The sequence below is a fragment of the Mediterranea massiliensis genome, assembly GCF_900128475.1.
Lineage (GTDB): Bacteria > Bacteroidota > Bacteroidia > Bacteroidales > Bacteroidaceae > Bacteroides > Bacteroides massiliensis_E.
On record NZ_LT635834.1, the window covers coordinates 109,209 to 133,440 of the forward strand.

The 24,232-nt window shown below is 56.9% G+C and carries 19 protein-coding genes and 1 other RNA gene; 5 read left to right on the forward strand and 15 right to left on the reverse strand.

The genetic code is table 11. From position 1 onward, the window contains the following. Positions 1–24: 24 nt before the first annotated feature. From BQ7483_RS01755 to BQ7483_RS01765, 3 genes are all read right to left on the reverse strand, one after another. Positions 25–438 (reverse strand): DUF2141 domain-containing protein, encoded by a 414-nt coding sequence (locus tag BQ7483_RS01755; protein ID WP_072544621.1) that lies wholly within the window; start codon positions 436–438, stop codon positions 25–27. Positions 439–494: 56 nt separating this feature from the next. Continuing rightward, positions 495–2,435: a TonB-dependent receptor plug domain-containing protein gene (locus BQ7483_RS01760; protein ID WP_072544622.1), complete on the reverse strand. Its 1,941-nt coding sequence runs from the start codon at positions 2,433–2,435 to the stop codon at positions 495–497. Positions 2,436–2,577: 142 nt separating this feature from the next. After that, positions 2,578–3,483 (reverse strand): LytTR family DNA-binding domain-containing protein, encoded by a 906-nt coding sequence (locus BQ7483_RS01765; protein ID WP_235847285.1) that lies wholly within the window; start codon positions 3,481–3,483, stop codon positions 2,578–2,580. Positions 3,484–3,707: 224 nt separating this feature from the next. Here BQ7483_RS01765 and BQ7483_RS18130 point away from each other — a divergent pair, with 224 nt between their 5' ends. Beyond that, positions 3,708–3,836 carry a hypothetical protein gene (locus BQ7483_RS18130; RefSeq protein ID WP_022021218.1) on the forward strand — a complete coding sequence of 43 codons (129 nt, stop codon included), beginning with the start codon at positions 3,708–3,710 and terminating at the stop codon, positions 3,834–3,836. Between the two features lie 101 nt (positions 3,837–3,937). Here the strand turns inward: BQ7483_RS18130 and BQ7483_RS01770 are convergent, their stop codons facing one another. The 3 genes from BQ7483_RS01770 to BQ7483_RS01780 form a co-directional block, all read right to left on the reverse strand. After that, positions 3,938–4,312, reverse strand: coding sequence for a YccF domain-containing protein (locus BQ7483_RS01770; protein ID WP_022021219.1), 375 nt, complete (start codon positions 4,310–4,312; stop codon positions 3,938–3,940). Between the two features lie 81 nt (positions 4,313–4,393). Continuing rightward, complete coding sequence (gene dinB / locus BQ7483_RS01775) at positions 4,394–5,488, reverse strand: DNA polymerase IV (protein ID WP_072544623.1); 1,095 nt, start codon at positions 5,486–5,488, stop codon at positions 4,394–4,396. A gap of 439 nt (positions 5,489–5,927) precedes the next feature. Further along, positions 5,928–7,283 carry an MATE family efflux transporter gene (locus BQ7483_RS01780; RefSeq protein WP_022021221.1) on the reverse strand — a complete coding sequence of 452 codons (1,356 nt, stop codon included), beginning with the start codon at positions 7,281–7,283 and terminating at the stop codon, positions 5,928–5,930. 189 nt (positions 7,284–7,472) lie between these two features. Between BQ7483_RS01780 and BQ7483_RS01785 the strand changes: the two genes are divergently transcribed. Continuing rightward, on the forward strand, positions 7,473–9,413 hold the full coding sequence (locus tag BQ7483_RS01785) for a heavy metal translocating P-type ATPase (protein ID WP_072544624.1): 1,941 nt from the start codon (positions 7,473–7,475) through the stop codon (positions 9,411–9,413). Positions 9,414–9,427: 14 nt separating this feature from the next. Beyond that, positions 9,428–9,871: a Fur family transcriptional regulator gene (locus tag BQ7483_RS01790; protein ID WP_072544625.1), complete on the forward strand. Its 444-nt coding sequence runs from the start codon at positions 9,428–9,430 to the stop codon at positions 9,869–9,871. Positions 9,872–9,913: 42 nt separating this feature from the next. On the opposite strand, the gene fucP is transcribed toward BQ7483_RS01790, so the two are convergent. The 6 genes from fucP to ssrA form a co-directional block, all read right to left on the reverse strand. Further along, positions 9,914–11,224, reverse strand: a complete 1,311-nt coding sequence (gene fucP / locus BQ7483_RS01795; RefSeq protein WP_022021224.1) for an L-fucose:H+ symporter permease — start codon at positions 11,222–11,224, stop codon at positions 9,914–9,916. Between the two features lie 126 nt (positions 11,225–11,350). Next, entirely contained in the window at positions 11,351–12,787 is a 1,437-nt protein-coding gene (locus tag BQ7483_RS01800; protein WP_072544626.1) for a rhamnulokinase, read from the reverse strand. A gap of 18 nt (positions 12,788–12,805) precedes the next feature. After that, positions 12,806–13,444: a class II aldolase/adducin family protein gene (locus BQ7483_RS01805; RefSeq protein ID WP_072544627.1), complete on the reverse strand. Its 639-nt coding sequence runs from the start codon at positions 13,442–13,444 to the stop codon at positions 12,806–12,808. 17 nt (positions 13,445–13,461) lie between these two features. Further along, complete coding sequence (fucI, locus tag BQ7483_RS01810; RefSeq protein ID WP_072544628.1) at positions 13,462–15,237, reverse strand: L-fucose isomerase; 1,776 nt, start codon at positions 15,235–15,237, stop codon at positions 13,462–13,464. 89 nt (positions 15,238–15,326) lie between these two features. Next, positions 15,327–16,310: a GntR family transcriptional regulator gene (locus BQ7483_RS01815; protein ID WP_072544629.1), complete on the reverse strand. Its 984-nt coding sequence runs from the start codon at positions 16,308–16,310 to the stop codon at positions 15,327–15,329. 187 nt (positions 16,311–16,497) lie between these two features. Then, positions 16,498–16,895: a transfer-messenger RNA gene (gene ssrA / locus BQ7483_RS01820) on the reverse strand. A gap of 768 nt (positions 16,896–17,663) precedes the next feature. Here ssrA and BQ7483_RS01830 point away from each other — a divergent pair. Further along, positions 17,664–20,519 carry a beta-glucosidase gene (locus BQ7483_RS01830; protein WP_072544631.1) on the forward strand — a complete coding sequence of 952 codons (2,856 nt, stop codon included), beginning with the start codon at positions 17,664–17,666 and terminating at the stop codon, positions 20,517–20,519. A gap of 167 nt (positions 20,520–20,686) precedes the next feature. Then, the gene (locus BQ7483_RS01835; RefSeq protein WP_022021232.1) at positions 20,687–21,739 is read left to right on the forward strand and encodes a DUF4831 family protein; all 1,053 of its coding nucleotides are present in this window, start codon (positions 20,687–20,689) and stop codon (positions 21,737–21,739) included. Here the strand turns inward: BQ7483_RS01835 and BQ7483_RS01840 are convergent. The 3 genes from BQ7483_RS01840 to secG form a co-directional block, all read right to left on the reverse strand. Then, entirely contained in the window at positions 21,736–22,092 is a 357-nt protein-coding gene (locus BQ7483_RS01840) for a PqqD family protein (protein ID WP_072544632.1), read from the reverse strand. The two genes, BQ7483_RS01835 and BQ7483_RS01840, sit on opposite strands and share 4 nt — an antisense overlap. Before the next feature lie 12 nt (positions 22,093–22,104). Further along, on the reverse strand, positions 22,105–23,769 hold the full coding sequence (locus BQ7483_RS01845) for an MFS transporter (protein ID WP_022021234.1): 1,665 nt from the start codon (positions 23,767–23,769) through the stop codon (positions 22,105–22,107). A gap of 100 nt (positions 23,770–23,869) precedes the next feature. Next, a complete protein-coding gene (gene secG / locus BQ7483_RS01850) occupies positions 23,870–24,232 on the reverse strand; it encodes a preprotein translocase subunit SecG (protein ID WP_022021235.1) in 363 nt (120 codons plus the stop codon).

Consider the following 24,232-nt stretch of genomic DNA (forward strand, 5'->3'; position numbering starts at 1 on the left):
CCACCATGCCACACCGTCCGCCCGTTACCGCAACCGGACGGTCATGGTCGTATCACTCTGCAAGCGGAAACGGCATTTGTCGTAGGACGGCGGCCCCATTACCGCCTCGGCATCGTTGCTGAAGGCGTATTTTTCTGTCGGAATGCCGAAAGCGGCCGTATCCAGCCGTCCGTTGCCGTTCGTGTCCTGAAAGAGCGCAAAGGTGTACTCGCCCGCCGGAAGTCCGCGGCAGGGAATGACGAGCGTGGTGTCGGTCACCGCCACGCGGAAACCCGTCAAGGGTTTCTTCAGGAAATCGGCCTCAGAGGCATAAAAGGCAACATAGAGGTGTCCCTCCGCTTTCGGAATGTCGCGCACGCGGAGGGTCAGCGTTTGCGCGTCGAGCGCGCCGGAAAGGCCCTGAAGGGCCAGCAAGGCAAGCAAAATCAAAGTTTTCATACTCGTTTGTTTTTTAAAATGAATCATCTCGTTTTAATATTTGAAAAAGTAATTGGCTAAAAGCTGGAAACGTCGTAGGCCGCATGCTTTCCCAGCGTCACGAAGATGCCTATGTAGAAGAAGCGGTCCATGGACGCCAGTACCGGCCGCCCGTCTACCCGCCCGAACTCATTGCGGCGGCCCAGCACGTTGGTGGCCGAGGCGTGGACAATGACCTTCTTCGAAGGCAGGAAGGTCAGGCCCACGTCGAGGCTGTTGTAGGGCTTCACCTCGTCGTTCATCAGGCCGGGGCGTTCGGGGTTGTGCCACGGACGCCCGCTGCTGAAGCGGTCGGTCAGGCTCAGAACGGTGCGCAGGCGGGGCAATGACCACTTGACGACGACCGATGCGTTGTGGCGCGTGGCATACTGGGGGATGGTCAGCTCGGAGTCGTGATCCGTCCGGCGTCGGGGCAGGTTGTAGGTATAGGACAAGCGGTATTCCAGGTTTCTGAGCGACACACGGTCGGCCAGGAAGAGATCGATGCCCTTGCTGTAGCCGTAGCCGCCGGAGGTCAGCACCGGCACCGCGCCTTCACTGTCTTCCCACAGCGGCAGGCGGCTGTACTTCTTATAATAAGCCTCCACCTTGACCAGGCGGCCGTCGCGGCGATACTGCAGGCCCGCGTTATACTGCCAGCACACTTCGGGCCTCAGCCCCTCCTGCCTCACCAGCAGGCTGTCTGCCGTCAGCTGGGTGTATCGGCCCGCCACAGCCGTCAGCACGACGTCGCCCTGAAACCAGTTCAACGCCAGGCGCGGCGACACCTCCGTCGCTCCGCTCTGTCCGTGATGCTCGGCCCGCACGGAAGCCTCCACCTTCAGCTGCTCCAGCGGGAAGTAAGCGCCTGACAGGAAGGCGGCACCCAGCGAAGGCGACACCCGTTCCTCCGCTTCGCCGTCCGAAGCCGGAAAGCGGTAGCGCGTGGCATAGCTGCGGAAAAAGGCCTCCACCCCGCCGTCCAGGCGGAAGGCCGGAGACAGATGCCGTCCCAACTTGGCCTTCAGATGCAGTTCCTGCTGGTGTTGCAGCCAGGCGTCTCCCTTGGCCGCGGCATTGTCCACCGTCCGGCGGTTGTACGACCAGGCCGCCCCCGCAAACCATTCCCATCCGGCATCGGACGTATGGCGCATCGTGGCGTTCAGGTAAACATTGTGCTCGTTCAGGCCGAAAAGGCGACGGTCGTCACCCTCGTAGGTGGAGAAGTCCGTCCGGTCGTACTGGGCATAGACCTTGGCCACGGTCGAGTCATCGGGCGTAAAGCGCAGCTGCGTGGCTCCCGACAGCAACTGATAGGGACGGTCGTATTCTTTCCGTCCGGGTTCAATCCGGTTGTGCAACGCCATGTTCTGATAGTTCAGGTCTACCGAGGCCGAGCCCTTGTCGAACGTGCGCGTCCCTCCTCCGCCTGCCCCCACGATGGAGGCGTTCAGTCCCAGCTTGTTCACCGTGCTGTAGTCTTTCGTCTCCAGCGGCAGGACGGCCGAGAGTGCCCCGCCATACTCCAGTGGCGCACCGCCCGAAGCCAGGTTTATCCCGCTAAACAGAAAGGTGGAATAGCGGCTGCGGGCCGAAGCGCCGATGCCCACCGACGTGTAGGGCACCAGCACATGCATGCCGTCAATGTAGGTCTGCGTCTCGCGGTCGTCGCCTCCACGCACCAGCAGGCGGCCCGTCTCGCCCTGCACCTGCGTGCCGGGCAGGGTCTGGAGCGCCCGGTAGAGGTCACCGTTTGCCCCGCCCACCGTCACCAGCTCCACCGGATGCATATCGCTCCACCGGCTGTTGGCCGTCGGCGTGCGTCGGCTCTTCACCACCACTTCGTCCAGCCCCACACTGTCTGTCACCGCCAGGCCGCCCAAGGTCAGGCGGATGGTGTCAGTCGCCACGGTCTGCGCATCGGCAGCCGGGCCGCCCGTTCCATAGCACACCATCAGAATAAAGAATAACCGTTTCATCCTTCCGTTTTTCTTTTCGTTTAGCGGAAGCGAAATTACACGGAGACAAACAGACAAAAAAATATCCGGGACAGACTGCCCGGATATGTGACCAGCCGCATCCACGAGGGACGAACGGCAAACGACTGGGACGAACGGCAAGCTACCTGATGTCCGCCAACCCCCTTTTCACGCCGGCGGCATAGCTCCGCGAAACGGGCACTTCCGCCCCGCATCCCTCCAGATGGAGCCGGTAGCCCTGCGCATTGCCCGTCACCTTCGCCACCCGATGCAGGTTGACGAGATAGGCGCGGTGACACCTTATTATATAGGGATAATCCGAAAACGCCTCCTCTGCCTGCTTCATCGTGAGGCGCAGCAGCTTCACCTTCGGCTGGTCGCTACCGGAGGCCAGGTAGTTCAGCCGCACGTAGTTGCCCTCCGACTCGGCATACAGCAACCGGACGGGGTCAAGCGCCAGGCTTTCCCTTGTTCCGCTCTCCAGCCGGACTTCCGCTCCGGCCTCCGCCGGGACGCACGCCGATGCCGCTTCCGCCCGCATCCTCTCTCCAAGGCGGACATTCATTTCCACCGCCTCCTGCAGATTGCGGCGCAGTTGCAGGTTACGGTTCCACATCACGAAGAGCACGATGGGGAACGGCCCTATCACCACCATCCACATCAGGCAGATACCCAGCAGACGCATGTCCAGCTCCAGGCCGAACACCGCAGCCGTATAGCACCAGTTACCCAGCGTGATCAGCACACACAGCAGCAGCGTGGCAATCATTTCCTTCCCCACCGTCCACCGCTCCTCCCGATACCACGCGGGAAACAGTGCCGGAAGCACATAAACCGACACCGCCAGCATGGCCGACGACACCACGGCATAGCCTGCCAGCACCGGCAACTTGTTTTCCCCCATCTTCGAAATGCCGAAAGGCTGAAGGACGTAGAGGATGAAGAACACCAGCAACGAAGGCAGCACCACCGTCTTCCACCGTTGCCGCAACTCGGGATAAGGGCTGCGGAGCAACGTCACCAACCGTTTGAATGAAGTAACCATCATATCCGAATCTGAATACAGGGACAAAGATATGCAATATTTCTGTAATCTCCATATAGCAAAACAGCCCATATCCAGCCACCCGAAAGAGAAATTAGCAAGATTTTTATGTTGTAGAACATATTTTCAGCAAACAATTCGTATCTTTGCAGTGTTATTAATAGAGAATAGAAGAAAAGATGTAGAACCGCTTTCCGAAACGCGGAAAGCACAAAACCAAGACGATTATGAAAAAGAACGTAAATGAAATCATGATGTTGCAGTACCGTATCAAACGCTATCAGACGATGAGAAACGGTGCCATGTGCCAAGCCTTGAACGGCCAACTCCAGAAGCTGCTTGCCCGGCAAGCTTAATCCGATACAGACCCCAACAACCCTTTAAACAAATATGAAGAAGACGACGGACGACCGGAAGGTCACCCGTCGTTTTTATTTTTCCCCCACAGCCTCCTCCGTCAGGCCGCCACGATATCCTTGCCGAAAGGCATCAGGGCCACGGCCGCCAACTTGAAATGCTGCAGGCCGAAAGGTATGCCGATAATCGTGATGCAAAGAAAGGCGCCGAAAAGCAGATGCGACAGACAAATCCAGATTCCGCCCAGCAGAATCCACAGCACATTCATCAACACATACAGGCAGCCGTCCGAACGGCTTCCGCTCCTCACCTCCTTGCCGAAAGGCCACAAGGCCAGTGAAGCCATCTTCAACGTCTGCATGCCGAACGGTATGCCCACAATGGTTAGCATCAGCAGCAAGCTGGCCACCAGGTATTCCACTGCCGTCAGAATCCCTCCGAACAGCAGCCACAAGAGGTTCATCAAACAACCCATAGCAATTTATCGTTTAATTGTTGTCCGGGAGCAAAGATAACATAAACCGGAGAAAAACAACCCTCTGTCCCTGCCTTTTTCCTATTTCCAGTCGCTGAATTCAAAGCTGAGCTGTTCCCATACGCCATGCCGGTCCGCCTCCTCTTCGCGCGGATTGGACACCGACAGGCCGATGAGCCGTATGGGATGTTCTTCATAGTCCACTTCGCGGAGCAACCGCTTGGCCAGGGGCAGGATGACAGACAGTTCCTTCAGCTCCTGTCCCTGCTGCGTCAGGCTGCGGGTAATCTGCCGGAAGTCGTGGAACTTGATTTTCAGCGTCAGCGTGTTGCCGTGGAAGTCCTTGCGCTTCAGGCGGTCCACCAGCTCCACCGCCACATGATACAGCTCGATGATGACCGAAGACGTACGGCTGATGTCCCGCTCCAGCGTATGCTCGCACCCGATGGACTTGCGCACGCGCACCGCTTCGACCGGCCGCAGGTCAATGCCCCGGGCAAAGTCGTAGTACACCGCCCCCACCTTGCCGAACTCCCGCGTCAGCATCTCCAGCGAGCGTGCCCGGAGCTGCGCCCCGTTGTGTATGCCCAGCAGGTGCATCCGCTTGGCCGTGACAGGGCCCACGCCCCAGAAGCTCTCGACGGGCAGGCGGGCGATGAAGTCCAGTGCCTGGTCGGGATGGATGGTGCAGAGCCCGTCGGGCTTGCGGTAGTCCGACGCAATCTTGGCCAGGAACTTGTTGTAGGACACGCCGGCCGATGCCACCAGGTTCAGCTCCGCGCGTATCTTCCGTTTGATTTCGCGGGCGATGTCCACCGCCAGCGGGATGCCCGGCTTGTTGACGGTCACGTCGAGGAACGCCTCGTCGAGTGAAATCGGCTCGATGAGGTCCGTATATTCGTGGAAAATTTCATGTATCTGGCGGGACACCTCTTTATATACCTCCATCCGCCCGGGGATGAAGATGAGCGATGGACACAACCTTCGCGCCTTCTGCGACGACATGGCCGAACGCACCCCGTAGCGGCGTGCCTCGTAGCTGGCGGCAGCCACCACACCCCGCTCCTCCGCATGGCCCACGGCGATGGGCTTGCCGCGCAGTTCGGGGTTGTCGCGCTGCTCCACGGACGCATAGAAAGCATCCATGTCGATGTGAATGATTTTGCGCTCGGTCATTGTTCCGTTCTCCTCCTTCCGGAGGACAAAGATAGTGCAAACCGAGTGAAGTACAAAAGACGAAAAACACGTTTTCAGACTTATTCAATTCATTGACTATCGTTCTCCCATCGTTTCTCCATAAACAATTATTTCCAACCCAAGTCCATAGTTGGCGCGCTGAAGTCCATAGTTAGCACGGAAAACATGCCTTGTCTGGAGGCAAAACATTGCTTGTTTGGGGGCAAAAGGTCGTATGTTTTGAAGGAAAAGATTGCCGGAAAAGCGGAAGCAGCCGGCATGCCCGGCCCAAAGCGCCGCTTTGCCCAGCCTAAACAAATGGTTTACCCAGCTTAAACGAATGGTTTGCCCAGCCTAAACGAATGGTTTGCCCAGCCTAAACGAATGGTTTGCTCGGCTTAAACGGACGCTCCATCCGGCTGAAAGAAAGAGAAGCCCGTCAGGATACAGCCGTGAAGACCGTCCGCTTCATCCGCCGGTAGACGTAGACAAAGGCGGGAATGAGGAAGGCGTCGGCAAAAATCCAGGCGGTGGGGTCGCCGAAGCAGACGGCCAGATAGCCCCACGCAGGTACTGCAATGACGCTGACCAGGATACGGGCAATCATCTCGGATACGCCCGAAAGCATGGCCAGGTTGGTGAAGCCGGAACCCTGAATGGTGTAGCGCAGAATGCAGAGCACGCCCAGCACGGGGAAGAAGCAGACAGCCGTATGGAGGAACAGCACGGCGTCCGCCAGAATCTCGACCTCGGAGGCATCGACAAACAGCCGGACAAACATGCGCGAACCCGGCATGAGGACACAGAAGGTGAAGACCCAATAGACCATCATCATCAGCGCACTGGACTTCACGCCCTGCCAGATGCGCTGGGGCTTGCCCGCCCCGTAGTTCTGCCCGGCAAAGGTGGCCATGGCGATGCCCAGACTCTCGAAGGGACACATGAAGAACATCTTGATGCGGATAGCAGCCGAATAGGCGGCCACGCAGGCGGTGCCCAACGCGTTGTTGGCACTCTGGAGCATGATGCTGCCGATGGCGGTGATGGAGAACTGGAGTCCCATGGGCACACCGATGGAAAGCATCGTGCGGGCCAGGCGGCTGTCGAAGCGGCGTTCGGCCGGCATGGTGCGGAGAATGTCGAAATGGCGCATCATGTAGAAATAGCAAAGGACGGCAGACACGCCCTGGGCCACCAGCGTGGCAATGGCGGCACCGGCCACGCCCCAGCCCAGCACGAGGATGCAGAAGAGGTCGAGCACGATGTTGAGCACGGTGGAGAAGAGCAGGAACCAGAAAGGTGTCTTGCTGTCGCCCAACGCACGGATGATGCTGGACAGGAGGTTGTAGAAGAAGGTGCAGGGGATGCCGATGAAGGTAATCAGCAGGTAGTAGTAGGCATCGGTGAAGATATTCTCGGGCGTGCGGATCAGGTGCAGGATCCAGTTGCAGAGCAGGGCAGTAACCACCGCCAGCGACAGGGACATGAACGCCGCCAGCTTGAGGCTGACCGCCACATAACGGCGCATGGTTACGTAGTCGCGCGCACCGAACTTCTGGGCCACGGGGATGCCGAAGCCTCCGCAACAGCCGTTGCAGAAACCCAGAATCAGGAAAACCACCGACGTGCTGGCACCCACCGCCGCCAGCGGATTGATGCCCAGAAACTTTCCGACGATGGCAGCGTCGACCATCGAATAGGTCTGCTGCAACAGGTTGCCCATCAGCAGGGGCAATGCAAAATAAAAGATTTGCGGCAGGGTGCGTCCCTCCGTCATTTCCACCGACTTGGCCATGTAAATATCCTCCTGAATTCGGGCGCAAAATTAGTAAAAAAAGAGACGCAGGCGAATTGATTTATATCAAATACCACAGACTTCCCGGCATAAAAGGGAGCTGTGACACCCGGCACCCGCAGTTTGCAACCCGGTTGCATCCGCAAAGCCTTACCTTTGCAGCAGGAAAACAATCAAATCATTACGAATATGAGTTGCCACTGTTGTTCACACGAGTCTGCACACGCCGCCTGCTGCAGACAGAAAAGTTTCATGGAAGAGTATGGACGGATGCTGCTGTCGGCCTTGCTGCTGGCCGCCGGCATGACGCTCCACGCCACGGACGCCGCCTTCTTCGGCCATCGGGGCGTGGCCGCCCTGTGGTACCTGGCCGCCTACCTGCCCGTGGCCCTGCCCGTGCTGAAGGAGGCTTGGGAGGGACTGGCCCGGCGGGAATACTTCAACGAGTTCACGCTGATGTTTATCGCCACCGTCGGCGCCTTTGCCATCGGCGAATATCCCGAAGGCGTGGCGGTGATGCTGTTCTACTCGCTGGGAGAGCACTTCCAGGACAAGGCGGTGAGCAAAGCCCGACGGAACATCAGCGCCCTGCTCGACATCCGGCCCGAAAGGGCAGCCGTGGTCCGCAACGGACAGGTCGTGGAGGTGCCGCCGCAGGACGTCCATCCGGGCGAGGTCATCGAAGTGAAGGCCGGCGGACGGGTGCCGCTCGACGGAACGCTGTGCAACGAAAGCGCTACCTTCAACACGGCAGCCCTGACGGGCGAAAGCCTGCCCCGCGACATCAACAAGGACGGCGAAGTGCTGGCAGGCATGATTTCGACAGGACGGACGGTACAGATCCGCGTCACCCGCCCCTTTACCGACAGTGCCCTGTCGCGCATCCTGCGCATGGTACAGGACGCTTCGGAACGGAAAGCGCCCGCCGAGCTCTTCATCCGCAAGTTTGCCCGCATCTATACGCCCGCCGTCACCGGACTGGCCGTCCTCATCGTGCTGCTGCCCTGGCTCTGGTCGCTGTACAGCGCGACGTTCACCTACCTCTTCAGCGACTGGCTCTACCGCGCACTGGTCTTTCTGGTGGTGTCGTGTCCCTGTGCGCTGGTCATCAGCATCCCGCTGAGCTACTTCGGCGGCATCGGAGCGGCCTCCCGGCGGGGCATCCTGTTCAAGGGAAGCAACTACCTGGACGCCATCACCCGGGTCAACACGGTCGTCTTCGACAAGACCGGCACCCTGACCCGCGGCGAATTTGACGTACAGGCCTGCGTGCCCCAACCGGGCATTGACGAAGAGCGCCTCATCCGCCTGGCCGCCTCGGCCGAGCAGAACAGCACCCACCCGCTGGCGGCAGGCCTGAAACGCTATGCACAGGCCCGGCACATAGCACTGCAACCGGTATCGGACGTCGAAGAGCTGGCCGGATGCGGCGTGCAGGCCACCGTCGACGGACAGACGGTACTAGTGGGCAACACCCGCCTGCTGGACCGCAAGGGCATCGCCTACCCGGCAGACCTGCACCAGGCTGCGGGCACAACGGTAGCCTGCGCCGTGGAAGGGAAGTACATCGGCCATCTGCTGCTGGCCGACACCCTGAAAGCGGATGCCCGGCAGGCCATCGACAACCTGAAAGCCTTAAATATCAAAAATATTCAGATACTTTCGGGCGACAAACAGACGATTGTCACTAACTTTGCAAAGCAGCTGGGCATCGACCAAGCCTACGGAGACCTGCTGCCCGAAGGAAAGGTGCAGCACATGGAGCAGTTGCGGAAGGACGACACCTGCCGGACGGCCTTTGCCGGCGACGGCATCAACGACGCCCCCGCCCTGGCCCTGAGCCACGTGGGCATCGCCATGGGACAATGGGGAAGCGACGCCGCCATCGAGACGGCCGACGTCGTGATACAGAACGACCAGCCCTCGCGCATCGCCACCGCCATCCGGGCCGGAAGGCTGACCAGACGCATCGTCTGGCAGAACATCACCCTGGCTCTGGGCGTGAAGGCAGTGGTACTGGTACTGGGAGCCCTGGGAGCGGCCACGCTGTGGGAAGCCGTGTTTGCCGACGTAGGCGTAGCCCTGCTGGCCGTGCTGAACGCCATGCGGATACAAAAACTGATGAAATGAAAAAACAAACCGATATGGAAGACTCCACTTGTCTGGACCTGCTGGCCCAGCGTGAAATACAACCGACAGCCATCCGGCTGCTGGTACTGAAAGCCATGATGCAGGCCAAGCAGTCGGTTTCGCTGGCCGACCTGGAAGACCGACTCGACACGGTAGACCGGTCGAGCATCTTCCGCACCCTCACCCTCTTTCTGTCGCACCACCTCATCCACAGCATCGACGACGGGACGGGGTCGTTCAAGTATGCCGTATGCAGCTCGTCGTGCTCGTGCGAGGTGAACGACCTGCACACCCACTTCCACTGCGAGAAGTGCAACCGCACCTTCTGCTTCACCAACATACCCACCCCGATGGTGACGCTGCCCGAAGGATTCAGCCTGCACAGCATCAACTATGTGCTGAAAGGCATCTGTCCGGACTGTGCAGCCCGGGAGAAGGCCCGCAAGGACCGCTCCTGAAAACGGCGCACGTCCAGACAGACGAACCAGCCACCCCGCCGCTTACCAACGGTTCTTCACCGTACGGCGGCCGTAATACACAATCACTACAAAGCAGATGAAAGGCAGGATGAAGGACAGGTTGACCGCTGGGAAACCGGCCACTTCCTTCATGTCGATAATCAGGGCCTGCAAGGGAGGCAGCACGGAACCGCCCAGAATGGCCATAATCAGACCGGCAGCTCCGAACTTAGCATCTTCGCCCAGCCCCTTCAGCGCGATGCCGTAGATGGTGGGGAACATCAGGGACATGCAGGCCGAAACAGCTACCAGCGAATACAGGCCGTAGATGTTCTGCAGGAAGATGGTGCCCAACGTGAAGAGGCCGCCCAGCACCGCCAGAATCATCAGCAAACGCCCGGCATTGAGATAGCGGAGCATGAAGGTGCAGACAAAGCGGCTGATGCAGAAGATAACCATCGCCACAATGTTGTACTGCTGGGAAAGGACTTCCGCCGCCTTCTCCTCCATGCCCTGCGACATGAAGAGGCGCGTACCATACTGGATGATGAACGTCCAGCACATGATTTGCGCGCCCACGTAGAAGAACTGGGCAATGACTCCCTCGCGGTAACGGGGCTTGGTAAAGATGCGCTTCAAGGTTGGGATGAAGTTGATGTAATGGTTCTCTTCACCGTTCTTGGGCATCCTGACCAGACGGATGACAATCAGCATGAGCAGGATGACCAGGCCAATGGCCAGATAAGGGGCTATCAGCACACTGAGGTCGGCCTCCTTGATGGCCTCAAACTCCTGCTCGTTGAGCAGGGCGCGGTCGGCCGTATCCAGGGGATGGAGACGCGCCTGAATGAAATTCATGGCCACGAACATGCCCAGCAGGGAGCCCATCGGGTTGAACGACTGGGCCAGGTTCAGACGACGCGTGGCCGTCTCCTCGGTACCCATGGAGAGAATGTAGGGGTTACAACTGGTTTCCAGGAAGGAAAGGCCGCAGGTCAGAATGAAATAGGCTATCAGGAAGGGATAATACTCGCCCGTCATCTTGGCCGGAAAGAAGAGGAAGGCACCGAACGCATACAGTCCCAGCCCCAACAGGACACCGGCCTTGTAGGAAAAGCGGCGGATAAACATGGCCGCCGGGAAAGCCATGGCGAAATAACCGCCGTAAAAGGCTACCTGCACCAACGCCCCGTCGGTGGCGCTCATACGGAAAATCTTGGAAAATGCCTTGACCATCGGATTGGTAATGTCGTTGGCAAACCCCCAAAGGGCAAAACAGGAGGTTATCAGAATAAAAGGAATCAAATAGTTGACTCCGTCCTTCGACAAGATGGACTCTTTACTGTGTTTCATGGTTGCATATTGATATAAACTTCACTTCATAATTGGGTCAGACGATGCTGCCGCCCTTCATTTTGCAGGTACAAATATAGGACAAAAGCAATAGCATCCGTACAGACATCCGTTATTTTTTTCGATTTATTTCCGGGGATAATACAACTGCGAGGCGAAACTCCGCGCAACGATGCCGCGCAATTCGTCGAGCCCGGCAACCTCTCCCTTGGCCATGGCCTGCGTCAGGATGTTGCCGATGGCAGTCGCCTCCACCGGTCCGGCCTGGACGGGGATGCCCAGGGCATCGGCCGTCAGCTGGTTGAGCAGGCGGTTCTGCGAGCCGCCGCCGATGATGTTCAGCCGACTGACAGGAGCCGGAAGCAGTCGGTTCAGACGGCTGACAGCGTCCTTGTATTTGAGGGCCAACGACTGCAACACGCACTTCATCATTTCCGCCTTGCCCTGCGGCTGCGGCAACCCATGCTCGCGGCAGTAGCCGAGAATGGCCGCTTCCATATTCCCGGGATTCATGAAGCAGGCATCGTCCACCGGAATGCAGGCAGTGACAACGGCAGATTCGGCCTGCGGAATCAGTTCGTCGTAGGTCTGTTCCTCCCCGCGCTGTTTCCACTCGGCCATCAGGCGCTGTACAATCCACAAGCCTGTAATGTTCTGGAGGAAACAGATGCGGCCTCCTACTCCACCTTCGTTGGTGAACGGGGCCAACCGTGCCTCTTCGGTCAGAATGGGTTCGTCGAGCTCCACTCCCAGCAGCGACCAGGTACCCGAACTCAGGAAAGCCACCGTATCGTCGGTTACCGGAACGGCTGCCACCGCACTGGCCGTATCGTGCGAGCCGACCGCAATGACATCGACCGCGCCCAGTCCCGTCTCGCGGGCCACTTCGTCCGTCAGCCTGCCCCGCACGGTGCCGGGCATCACCAGCCGCCCGAACAGATGCTCGGGAAGTCCCAACGCACGGGCTGTATCTACCGACCAGCAGCGTCCGCGGGCATCCAGCAGTTCGGAAGTGGAAGCAATGCTGTACTCCGTATCGGCGACACCGGTCAGAAAGTAGCTGAACAGGTCGGGCATGAAGAGCAGCTTGTCGGCCACGGCCAGTTGCGGGTCGCCGGCTTCCTTCATGCTGTAGAGCTGGAACAGGGTATTGATGGGCATCACCTGGATACCGGTAGTCCGGTAATGGTCGCGAGGATCGAGCTGCCGGAAAACCTTGTCGGGCACTCCGTCCGTACGGCTGTCGCGGTAACACACCGGATTGCCCAGCAGGTTGCCGTTCTTGTCTATCAGCCCGAAATCAACACCCCAGGTATCTATTCCTATGCCTTTTACGGCATATCCCCTGCGGGCCGCCTCTTTCAACCCGTTCATCATCTCGGCAAACAGCGCCGGGAAATCCCAGTAAAGATGTTTCCCCAGCTTCACCTGACGGTTGGGAAAACGGTACACTTCCTCCAGCTCCAGTTTCCCCTGGAAGAGGGAACCGGCCATAACACGGCCACTCCCCCCTCCAAAGTCCACTGCCAGATAAGTGTTCTTGACAACGGTGTTATTTTTCATGGTATCGGTTTCTTGAACTTATTTGGTCTTTTTGCCCAGTACATACACTTCCAGGTCGTCTATCTCGGCAGGCGACAGCACCTCATAGGCACCGCCCGACTGAATGATGATACGGCAGGCCATTTCAAAGAACATGGCCCGTTCGAAGACTTCATCGAAGTCCTTGCCGCAGACCACCTGGCCATGCTTGGCCAGCAGGATGGAATTATGGTCGCGCATGGCGGCCACCACAGCGGCGGCCAGTTCCTTGGAACCGGGACGATAGTAAGGGATCAACGGGATTTCGGAACCTACGTGACAAGGTATTTCGGCCGTTACGTTGAAGTTGGTCGGCCGGTTCTTCATGCAGGACACCACCGTGGCATATTCCGACTGGAAGTGGAACACCACATTCACATCGGGACGCTCCCGAAGGATGCCCAGATGGAAACCGCTCTCCATCGAGGGTTTCACGCCGTTGACCGATGTTCCGTCGGCAATATTGCAGACGGCCACATTCTCCCGCTTCAAGGACGGTACCCACGAACCGGTACCGGAAACCAGGGCCTGGTCGCCGATGCGCCACGACAGGTTGCCACTGCTGCAAATGGTCAGCCGGGCATCGCCACAGCGATGGGCCTGGGCTATAAACTGTTGGATTTGTTCTTCTGTTATCATAGCTGTTGACGGTTGAATTATTTGTAAATGGGACCATAGGTAGCGCAGGCACGGTAATCGGCACCTTCCTTGTCCATGCCGAAGGCGTTCCAGGCAGCCGGACGGAAAATCTTCTCATCGTCCACATTGTGCATGCAGACCGGAATGCGGAGGATGGAAGCCATCGTTATCAGATCCTGACCGATGTGGCCGTAACTGATGGCACCGTGGTTGGCTCCCCAGTTGTTCATCACGGAATAGACGTCCTTGAAAGCCGGCTTGTCGCACAGACGGGGCACGAACCAGGTAGTGGGCCAAGTGGGATCGGTACGCATGTTCAGCTTTTCGTGGATTTCGGGATCGATGGTCACGGTCCAGCCTTCGGCTATCTGAAGCACGGGGCCGAGGCCTTTCACCAGGTTCAGACGCATCATCGTGACAGGCATGCCGCCTTTGGAAAGGAAGTTGGACGAGAAGCCGCCTCCACGGAAGTAGTCGCGGTCGGCCGGATACCAGGTCGTAGCCTTCAGGCAGTTGTCCACGTCGGCCTGGGTCAGGTTCCAAGGCTCCTTCATCACGGGGTTTCCGGCTTCGTCGACCGACTGGCCCGAACCGTCGAGCGTCGTGGCGCCGGAGTTGATGAGGTGGATGATGCCGTTGGCAGCCAGGCCGGTCAGCTCCTTGCCTGTGACACGCTTCACGGCTTCGGGACTCCAATAGGTACGCACGTCGGAGAAAATCTGGGCACGATTGGTCAACAGATGGCCGAAGAGCATGGCCACGCCGTTGCAGGCATCGTTCTCGGTAGCCACCACATAGGCTTCACGGATGCCGTTCCAGTCGAAAGAGGTATTGAGCAGCGCTTCGGGATAGTCGCCGTTGGGATAGAAGTCGGTCCACTGGCGCTGTCCCTGGAAGCCGGCGGCAATGGCATTGTGTCCCAGCGCCTCTTCCTTGAAGCCCATCTCACGCAGCTTGGGGTTGCCCTGCATCAGGTCGCGCATGATGATCATCATCTTCACGATGAACTCCCAGTCGGCATCCTTCTGTTCGCGGGTCTTGCGCTTCTCGGGACGGTTCTTGAAGTCCTCGCCTTCGTTCACCTTGCAATATTTCTCGGTCCAGGCCATTGCCTTGGCATATTCTTCCTTGTCGTAGATGCCCTCCGTCATGCGGCGTATGATTTCGGTCAGGTCGACCGACTCGTTGCGCATGCCCAGGTATTCCTGGAAGAAGTCGGGATTGACAATGGAGCCGGCAATACCCATCGACACGCTGCCCATCGACAGGTAGGACTTGCCGCGCATGGTGGCTACGGCCTGGGCGGCACGGGCAAAGCGGAGAATCTTCTCGGCCACGTCGGCGGGAATGCTGTTGTCGTCCAGGTCCTGCACGTCATGGCCATAGATGCCGAAAGCGGGCAACCCCTTCTGGGCATGTCCGGCCAAGACGGCGGCCAGATAAACGGCGCCCGGACGCTCCGTACCGTTAAAACCCCAGACGGCCTTCGGATAATACGGGTTCATGTCCATGGTCTCGGCACCATAGCACCAGCAGGAGGTCACGGTAATGGTGGAACCTACACCCTCGCGCTCGAACTTCTCGGCACAGGCCGCGCTCTCGGCCACACGGCCGATGGTGCCGTCGGCTATCACACACTCTACCGGACTGCCGTCGCCGTTCTTCAGGTTGGTGGAAATCAGCTCGGCCACTGCCTTGGCCAGATTCATGGTCTTTTCTTCCAGACTCTCGCGAACACCGCCCTGACGACCGTCAATGGTGGGGCGGATTCCAATTTTGGGATACTTTTTCATAATCACAAATTAATGGGTCTAACAAATTAACTTATCCTTTTACTTTTATCTATCTTTATACTGACCTGTGCTGAATATAGAAAAAAAAATCAGAGTGAACTGCGCATCCTCACTTCCGTAGGCAGATATTCCTGCACAGACGTGCCGTTCAGAACGAAACCGGCCACCTCGTCGCCCATCCTCTGCCAGTCGATGGTCAGAGCGGTAATGCCTTCATCAATCACTTCGTAGGACGGTATGTCATTGTAAGCCAGGAGGCCGTAGTCCTTGCCACACTTCAGTCCCTCCAGACGTCCCTGCTTCACCACCTTGACCACATCCTGCTGCTTGATGGCCAGATAGGCAGTCCCCGCTTCGACCTTCAGATTTTCCACGTCCGATTCGACCGCCCATTCCAAGCCTTTTTCCTTACAATAACGAATAAAATAGTCCTGGCTGCTCTTGGGATGCTTCAAGCTGCGGGGAAAGAGAAAGACAAACTTGCGATAGGCCGACATGCGGTCGTCCAAAGACACCAAGGCACGGTAGAAAGACTCATCAAAATCCTGGCAGACATACGAATAGCGGTCCTTGTCGAACTTGCCGAAATCGAGCAGCAACAACCGGGCCGGATTGATCTTGTTCAAGGCCGGGCTGAACTTCTCGTTGTCGAAATTCATCACCACATACTTGCTGTACTTGCCCACCGACTCGCGGACCAGCGTATTGAACAAGCGTTCGTTGTACTGGTGGAACAGAAGGTCTACCTTATAATGAAGGGGAAGATGTTTCACGAAGCTGTTGTACAGCGTTTCCTTGAAAGGCGTATACTGGTCGAGCAGCAGAAGGACGTTGGTCACCTGTCCCGTTACGAAATAACCCTTGCGTGGCGTGGAGTCTATCAAGCCGCGTTCCCGCAGGTCGCGGAAAGCCTTGAAGACCGTGTCTCGGGACACTCCATAACGTCGGCTCAGCTCGTTGATGGAAGGAAGAGAATCTCCTTCCAGAAACTCCCGCATGGAGATGGCCTGTCCAAGACGGTCTGCCAACTGCGTCACCTTGCTTGCCTGTTGTCCGAATGTATCGTTTCTCATGGTGTTTCCAAGTTTGTCAGTACAGAAGGAATGCTGTGCTGAACTATGCTGGTACAAAGAAACGGTTTTTAGAAATAAAAAGCACTATCCGAAGCGATGTTTTACAACACATATTGCAGGAAAACGGGAGAAAGGACAGAATAAAGAAACAGAAAAGCCGCTGACATCAGCGGCTTCTAACTCATATCCGTGGAGCTGGAGGGAATCGAACCCTCGTCCAAACGAGGAAATCATAAGCTTTCTACATGCTTATCTCTGCCTTCGGTTTTCGAGCACAGGCAAGACCAGAGCCACCAACCTGCACCTTATCCCCTAAAATTTCGCAAAGGCCGCGGAGAAAGACCCAAGCTATTCCCGATTTTGCTGTGCCACTTTACCAAACGCTTCGGAACAAGAGCTTTTGAGTGACATCCCGTTTCCACCACTGTGGCGGAAATAAAGCTAATCTACTGTACTTCGATTAAGCAGCGAGAGCATAATTTTCGTTGCCAGATAATTGTTTGATAACTGAGATTAAAGTGGAAATTACCGACCCACTGCATGCTTACCTACCATTTCTGCCCGCTGTCAAATCCAGTCAACCCCGGAATTTTGATGCACGGTTCATGGAAATCGTGGCTACAAAGATACGAACTTATTTTCAATTGCACGCCTTCCGGCCCGATTTTTTTGCGCCTGCACCTATCTAAGCTCACTTGCCCTCTAACAGAATGTCAGTCGCTGACACTTTGATTTTCCAAACGCCGGAGAATCGCTTCTTTCGGACCGCAGGCAGAGGCGGACGGAAACGGCAAAGGCGGAAACAGCTTATCCGTTCACCATCAACAAAATAGCGAAATGTTTACAAACAAACCAGAAAGAAAAAGGAGGGAAAAAGACACGATGAGGGGTGAAAAACGGCACAACTGAGCAGCGGGAAGGCCTCGCCCGGCAGAAAACATTGCTTTTTCCGACAGAAAGCATACGTTTTCCCGACTCAAAACATACCATCTGACGACAGAAAACCTACGACCAGCCGCACGAAAACCTGCATTTTTATGCCCAATCTGCTCGTTTTATGCATCTATCAGCGTATATTCTTCACTTTCCGTCCTCTATTTCCATGTTTTCAAGAAAAACGGTTGTCAGCTGCAAGCGGCTTTTCCATCCATTGTGTCAGCCATCTGCCTTGACAAAGGTCAGGATGTCAAAAATCGCCGACAAGACTCCGGACGCCTCCAAGAAGACCGCCAGACAGACGGAAAACGGACAAAACCATACGTTTTGGAAAATATTGACCAACGAAACGGACGATATTACCTTCCCGTTCAAGGAAATCTGCGTATTTTTGCAAAAAACAAAATCTGATTATTCATGAAGAAACTGACCGCTACCCTCCTGCTGGCCTGCGGGTGCCTGTCCACCTTCAGCGCCACGACCGACCGGAAAACACCGAAAACGTACAAACCCGTCCGCACGGACATGTACCACAAAGACTGGATTGACTTCAACAAGAACGGCGTGAAGGACGTCTACGAAGACCCCAACGCTCCCATCGACGCACGCATCGAGGACCTGCTCGGGCAGATGACACTCGACGAGAAGACCTGTCAGATGGTGACCCTCTACGGCTACCAGCGCGTGCTGAAGGACGACCTGCCCACCCCCGAATGGAAGCAGGCGTTGTGGAAAGACGGCATCGGCGCCATCGACGAGCACCTGAACGGCTTCCGCCAGTGGGGTCTGCCGCCCTCGGATAACGAGAACGTGTGGCCGGCCTCGCGCCACGCCTGGGCCTTGAACGAAGTGCAGCGCTTCTTTGTCGAAGAGACGCGTCTGGGCATCCCCGTGGACTTCACCAACGAAGGCATCCGCGGCGTGGAGAGCTACCGCGCCACCAACTTCCCCACCCAGCTGGGCATCGGGCACACCTGGAACCGGAGCCTCGTACGCCGCATCGGCGAGATAACGGGGCGCGAAGCCCGCATGCTGGGCTATACCAATGTCTATGCCCCCATCCTCGACGTGGGACGCGACCAGCGCTGGGGACGCTATGAAGAGGTGTACGGCGAGTCGCCCTACCTTGTGGCCGAACTGGGCATCGAGATGGTACATGGCTTGCAGAAGGACCACCAGGTGGCCGCCACGGCCAAGCACTTCGTGGCTTACAGTAACAACAAGGGCGCCCGCGAAGGCATGGCGCGCGTCGATCCGCAGATGTCGCCGCGCGAAGTGGAGATGATACACGTCTATCCCTTCAAGCGCGTCATTCAGGAAACGGGTCTGCTGGGTGTGATGAGCTCGTACAACGACTACGACGGCATCCCCATCCAGGGCAGTTTCTACTGGCTCACCACCCGCCTGCGCGGCGAGATGGGCTTCAAGGGATATGTCGTGTCGGACAGCGACGCCGTCGAATACCTCTACACCAAGCACGGCACGGCCAAGGACATGAAGGAAGCCGTACGCCAGAGCGTGGAGGCAGGGTTGAACGTGCGCTGCACCTTCCGTTCGCCCGAATCGTTCGTGGAGCCGCTCCGCGAACTGGTAAAGGAGGGCGGCCTGAGTGAAGAACTGATAAACGACCGCGTGCGCGACATCCTGCGCGTGAAGCTCCTCGTCGGCCTCTTTGACGCTCCCTACCAGACCGATCTGGCCGGAGCCGACGAAGAGGTGGAGAATCCTGCGAACGAAGACGTGGCCCTGCAGGCTTCGCGCGAAAGCATCGTCCTGCTGAAGAACGACAAGCAGACTTTGCCCCTCGACATCGACCGCATCAAGACCATCGCTGTTTGCGGCCCCAATGCCGACGAAAAAGGTTATGCGCTGACCCACTACGGCCCGCTGGCCGTCGACGTGACGACGGTGCTCGAAGGCATCCAGGCCAAAGTGGAAGGCAAGGCCGAAGTGCTCTACACCAAGGGTTGCGACCTGGTGGATGCCCACTGGCCCGAAAGCGAACTGATAGAATACCCGCTGACCGATGACGAACAGGCCGAGATAGACCGTGCCGTGGCCAATGCCCGCCGTGCCGACGTGGCCGTCGTAGTGCTGGGAGGCGGCCAGCGCACCTGCGGCGAGAACAAGTCGCGCAGCAGCCTCGACCTGCCCGGCCGCCAGCAGAAACTGCTCCAGGCCGTACAGGCCACGGGCAAACCCGTCGTGCTGGTACTTATCAACGGCCGTCCGCTCTCCATCAACTGGGCCGACAAGTTCGTACCTGCTATCGTCGAGGCCTGGTATCCCGGCTCCAAGGGTGGCACGGCCGTGGCCGACGTCCTCTTCGGCGACTACAACCCCGGCGGCAAGCTCACCGTCACCTTCCCCAAGAGCGTGGGACAAATACCGTTCAACTTCCCCTGCAAGCCTTCGTCGCAAGTGGACGGCGGCAAGAATCCAGGGCCGAAAGGCAACATGTCGCGCGTCAACGGCGCCCTCTACCCCTTCGGCTACGGCCTCAGCTATACCACCTTCGAGTACTCCGACCTCACGGTCAGCCCCGCCGTCATCACTCCGAACCAGACGGCCACCGTCACCCTGAACGTGACCAATACCGGCAGCCGTGAAGGCGACGAGGTAGTGCAGCTCTACACACGCGACGTGGTGAGCAGCGTCACCACCTACGAAAAGAATCTCGCCGGCTTCGAACGCGTCCACCTCGCACCGGGCGAAACGAAGCAAGTCACCTTCCACCTCGACCGCAAGCAGCTGGAACTGCTCAACACCAACATGAAATGGGTGGTAGAGCCGGGTGAATTCGTCGTCATGGCTGCCGCCTCGTCCGAGGATATCCGCCAGACCGCCGTGCTTCGTGTGGAAGACTATGCCACACGCAACGCCCGCCTGGAGGCACAGAAGGAAGAAAGCCCCGTCACAGCCAGCACCAATCCCGAAAGCGTACTGAACGTGCTCGACGGAAAGCCCGAAACCTGCTGGCAGGGCAACAAGGGCGACTACCTGACCGTCGCCCTGAAAGGCAATCCGAAGGTAGACGAAGTGGCCCTGACCTTCAGCCGCGACAACCAGCTGCCCGCCAACTTCGAGATTCAGCTCTCGGGCGGCGGAGGCCAGTTCCTGACTGTCTACTCAGGCACCGTCAGCGAGTATGGCAAGCCGCACACCTACACCTTCCGCGGTACGACGGCCAGTGACCTGCGCATCCTGCTCAACGACGACCGCGTAGGCATCGCCGAAATCGGGCTGAAGCTGCCGCAAAGTACAGGCAAATAACACCACGGGCACGGACGATACAGGCTGCAACGGGTCACCCCGCCGCACAAGCCCGCATCGTCCGTGCCCGCTTCTTTTGTTAATTATGTCAAAATCCGCTATCTGCACCGATAACTTCCTTATCTTTGCTTAATTAAAGAAGTTACGAACCAAAACCTAACAGAAGCATGAAGAAAAATATATTCTTATTGTCGTCTGCACTTACCCTGAGCCTACTGGCCTCGGCACAGACGGAAGTGACCGTCGGCGTAACACAGGGCAAAGATTATGGAGTGACCTATATGCTCCCCAAGACCCAGATTGAAATCAAGGTATATGCCACCAAGCACACCTATACCCCCGGCGAATTCTGCCGCTATGCCGACCGCTATCTGCGCCTTTCGGGCGTATCGGACGAGCCGGCCGTCTACTGGACACTCGACCGGATAGAAACAGGCTTAGTAGGAGTACCGGACAAGGAACACATCTACTTCGTCAAGATGAAAGACAAAACGGTGGCCCCGCTCATGGAGCTGACCGAAGACGGCATTGTTCGCTCCATCAACCTGCCTTTCAGCGGAGGTGACAAAAAGGAAACTCCCCAAGCCGGGAAGCCCGAAAAGGATCTGGACCCGCGCAGTTTCCTGACCGAAGAAATCCTGATGACCAGCTCCAACGCCAAGATGGCCGAACTGGTAGCCAAGGAAATATACAGCATCCGTGAAAGCAAGAATGCCCTGATACGCGGCGAAGCCGACAACATGCCCACCGACGGCAATCAACTGAAAATCATGCTCGACAACATGAGCCTTCAGGAAAAGGCGCTGATGCAGATGTTTACGGGCAAAGAGAAGAAGGATACACAAATATTCACCGTCCGCATGGAGCCTGAAGAAAAAGAAAGTGCAGTGGTCCTCCGCTTCTCCAGCAAGCAGGGAATGGTCGACAAAGACGATTTGTCCGGCGATCCTGTCTACATCAGTATCCAAAACAAAAAACTGATAACTGCCCCCACCGAAGAAAAGAAGAAATTGGACGGCATCATCTACAATGTACCCGGACAGGCCGGCATCAAACTGACCTACCTGGGAAAGGAAATATACAACAACGAACTGCCGGTCACCCAGTTCGGCACGCAGGAATCGCTGGCTCCGGTACTGTTCAACAAGAAATCGACCACCACAGTCCTCTTCGACACCACGACCGGCGGACTGCTGAAAGTGGACAGAGCGGAGAACTAAACGTTCTCTCCCTCTTTACGGGCCAACAGGCGAATGAATCCATCCCGTTGTAGCTGCACGATATAGGCCGCTACGCGGGATGCATAGTTTTTATCCGCCCCGAAGTGCGGCTCCAGCAGGCCGATGATTTCGCCTACCGTACGACGGCCGTCCACCAGCCGCCACACCGCAGAGCCATGCTCCTCCAACGGGATGTGCACTTCACGCGACAAGGTCTTGGGCACCAGCCAACGCTGCATCCAGGCCTTCCGGAAACGAGGAAGGATGAGCACTGCGCACTCATCCTCCCATTCCGTCCGGACAATCTCCGCGCACACAGGCACGGTATCCAGTAAGTTAAATTGCTTTTTCATCCGCTGTCGGCATCAGTCCTTGATATTGGGTTCTTCCAAGCCCAGTCCCTTCTTGCGGTCTACCACTTTCAATACAAAGCCCAGAATCAAAGCAGCCACACCCAGACAGGCCAGCATGACCAGCGGCGCCGTATAGTCGTAGGACACGGCGGCTTCCTCGGGGGTAATCACACCGTTCTGCAAGTCGGCCACCAACTGGGGGTTGGTCTTATCGAGCACCTTACCGATGAGGAGCGGGAACAGCCAGAGGCCGATGTTCTGAATCCAGAAAATCAGCGCATAGGCACTACCGATAATCTTGGCATCCACCAGCTTGGGGACGCTCGGCCAGAGCGAAGCAGGTACCAGGGAGAAGCTGGCTCCCAGAACCAGAATCGTGAGATAAGCCACGATAATGCCTCCCACCGCATTTTCTTTCAGTCCAGGCAACACAAATGCAAACGTCAGGTGACAGAAAATCAGCAGCAACGAACCGACAACCAGCATACTGGCCGCCTTACCCTTGTGGTCCACATAGTTACCCAAAATCGGAGTAATGCCTACGGCCAGCAGCGGGAATACGGCGAACACCGTTTCTGCACTCTGACGCATATAGCCCATGTAGCAGAATACAACCAGCGCCACACCGGCCACCACCAACAAGCCGTACTTCATGGCCGCACGTTTCGAGAAGTTGCTGGCAAAAGCGGCAACCGCCACTACCAACATAATGACGTACTGGATAATGGTCACCGTATTGGTAGCCCAAAAGGAATCGGAAGGCACCTCCGTAAACACCAGATTGCACTGCAACATATTGACCGCATACTTCTGGAAGGGGAAGATGGCCGAATAGTACAACACGCACAGCAGGGCCACCAGCCAGAAACCACCGCTTGAAAGGATGCTTCCCAAGTCGCTGATTTTAAAGGGGTCGTCCTTCTCCTCGGCCTCACCTGTCTGCGCATCCAGCTTCTTGTCCATAAAGAAGTAGACGATAAACATAATCAGAGCTATCATCAGCAGTACCACGCCGAAAGCGACCGAACGGGAAACGTCGATCACTCCACCCAGCTTGGCAAAAACAGGCGAGAAAATCATGCAGGTAGCCACTCCCAGACGGGCAAGCGCCATTTCAGACCCCATAGCCAATGCCATTTCACGACCTTTGAACCACTTGACGATACCGCGCGACACGGTGATACCCGCCATCTCGACTCCACAACCGAAAATCATAAAGCCCACTGCCGCAAACTTGGCCGATGCCGGCATTCCCTCATAGAAAGGCGAGATACCCAATTCATCAAAACCCGGGATGTAGTTCAGGTTGTTGTTAAACCAGGTTTCCAGACTGCTTCCCTGAAAAGCCTCCGTAACGGCATACCAGTTGATGGTAGCACCCACCAACATCACAGCTCCCGAAAGGACAGCCGTGAAACGTACACCCATCTTGTCCAAAATGATACCGGCAAAGATGAGGAAAAAGACAAATACATTCAAGAAGGTCTCGGAACCCTGCATGGTGCCGAAGGCGGTCGAATCCCATCCGCGTGTGGATTGCATCAAGTCCTTGATGGGAGAAAGAATGTCCATAAAGATGTATGAACAGAACATGGCAAAGGCCAGAAACATCAATACCATCCAGCGAATGGCCGCCGAATCGCGCAAAGTCTGATGAATTGGAGTTGTAGGAGTCATTGTATCAACAATTTATAAAGGAATAAACGAAAAACGGGATTGCCATACGATGGTATGCAGCAATCCCGTCCTTTCAGAAATTTATAAAATCAGTGCAATATCAGTTTACAGAATCTGCAGGAGCATTTGCTGCAGGTGCTTCGGTCTGCGGAGCAGCTGTACCTGTAGGCATGTTATAGGGGTTGGTAGCTTCCTGCTGCTGTGCCTGCTCCATGATGACGTCACCGCTCTTCGAAGAAACGGTAGGCAACACATAAGCGGTAGCTATACTGAATACGACCATGGCAGCAGCCAAAGTCCATGTGGCCTTCTCCAGGAAGTCAGTAGTTTTGCGCACACCCATAATTTGATTGGATGAAGAAAATCCGGAAGCCAGACCGCCTCCTTTGGAATTCTGAATCAAGACAATGAAGCACATCAGCACAGATGCCAGCAACATTAAGATAACTAATAATAAATACAT

Bases quoted from the DNA above. Each gene is read 5' to 3' on its own strand.
- BQ7483_RS01755 (WP_072544621.1), bottom strand. From the start codon at position 438: ATGAAAACTTTGATTTTGCTTGCCTTGCTGGCCCTTCAGGGCCTTTCC.
- BQ7483_RS01760 (WP_072544622.1), bottom strand. From the start codon at position 2,435: ATGAAACGGTTATTCTTTATTCTGATGGTGTGCTATGGAACGGGCGGC.
- BQ7483_RS01765 (WP_235847285.1), bottom strand. From the start codon at position 3,483: ATGATGGTTACTTCATTCAAACGGTTGGTGACGTTGCTCCGCAGCCCT.
- BQ7483_RS18130 (WP_022021218.1), top strand. From the start codon at position 3,708: ATGAAAAAGAACGTAAATGAAATCATGATGTTGCAGTACCGTATCAAA.
- BQ7483_RS01770 (WP_022021219.1), bottom strand. From the start codon at position 4,312: ATGGGTTGTTTGATGAACCTCTTGTGGCTGCTGTTCGGAGGGATTCTG.
- dinB (WP_072544623.1), bottom strand. From the start codon at position 5,488: ATGACCGAGCGCAAAATCATTCACATCGACATGGATGCTTTCTATGCG.
- BQ7483_RS01780 (WP_022021221.1), bottom strand. From the start codon at position 7,283: ATGGCCAAGTCGGTGGAAATGACGGAGGGACGCACCCTGCCGCAAATC.
- BQ7483_RS01785 (WP_072544624.1), top strand. From the start codon at position 7,473: ATGAGTTGCCACTGTTGTTCACACGAGTCTGCACACGCCGCCTGCTGC.
- BQ7483_RS01790 (WP_072544625.1), top strand. From the start codon at position 9,428: ATGGAAGACTCCACTTGTCTGGACCTGCTGGCCCAGCGTGAAATACAA.
- fucP (WP_022021224.1), bottom strand. From the start codon at position 11,224: ATGAAACACAGTAAAGAGTCCATCTTGTCGAAGGACGGAGTCAACTAT.
- BQ7483_RS01800 (WP_072544626.1), bottom strand. From the start codon at position 12,787: ATGAAAAATAACACCGTTGTCAAGAACACTTATCTGGCAGTGGACTTT.
- BQ7483_RS01805 (WP_072544627.1), bottom strand. From the start codon at position 13,444: ATGATAACAGAAGAACAAATCCAACAGTTTATAGCCCAGGCCCATCGC.
- fucI (WP_072544628.1), bottom strand. From the start codon at position 15,237: ATGAAAAAGTATCCCAAAATTGGAATCCGCCCCACCATTGACGGTCGT.
- BQ7483_RS01815 (WP_072544629.1), bottom strand. From the start codon at position 16,310: ATGAGAAACGATACATTCGGACAACAGGCAAGCAAGGTGACGCAGTTG.
- BQ7483_RS01830 (WP_072544631.1), top strand. From the start codon at position 17,664: ATGAAGAAACTGACCGCTACCCTCCTGCTGGCCTGCGGGTGCCTGTCC.
- BQ7483_RS01835 (WP_022021232.1), top strand. From the start codon at position 20,687: ATGAAGAAAAATATATTCTTATTGTCGTCTGCACTTACCCTGAGCCTA.
- BQ7483_RS01840 (WP_072544632.1), bottom strand. From the start codon at position 22,092: ATGAAAAAGCAATTTAACTTACTGGATACCGTGCCTGTGTGCGCGGAG.
- BQ7483_RS01845 (WP_022021234.1), bottom strand. From the start codon at position 23,769: ATGACTCCTACAACTCCAATTCATCAGACTTTGCGCGATTCGGCGGCC.
- secG (WP_022021235.1), bottom strand. From the start codon at position 24,232: ATGTATTTATTATTAGTTATCTTAATGTTGCTGGCATCTGTGCTGATG.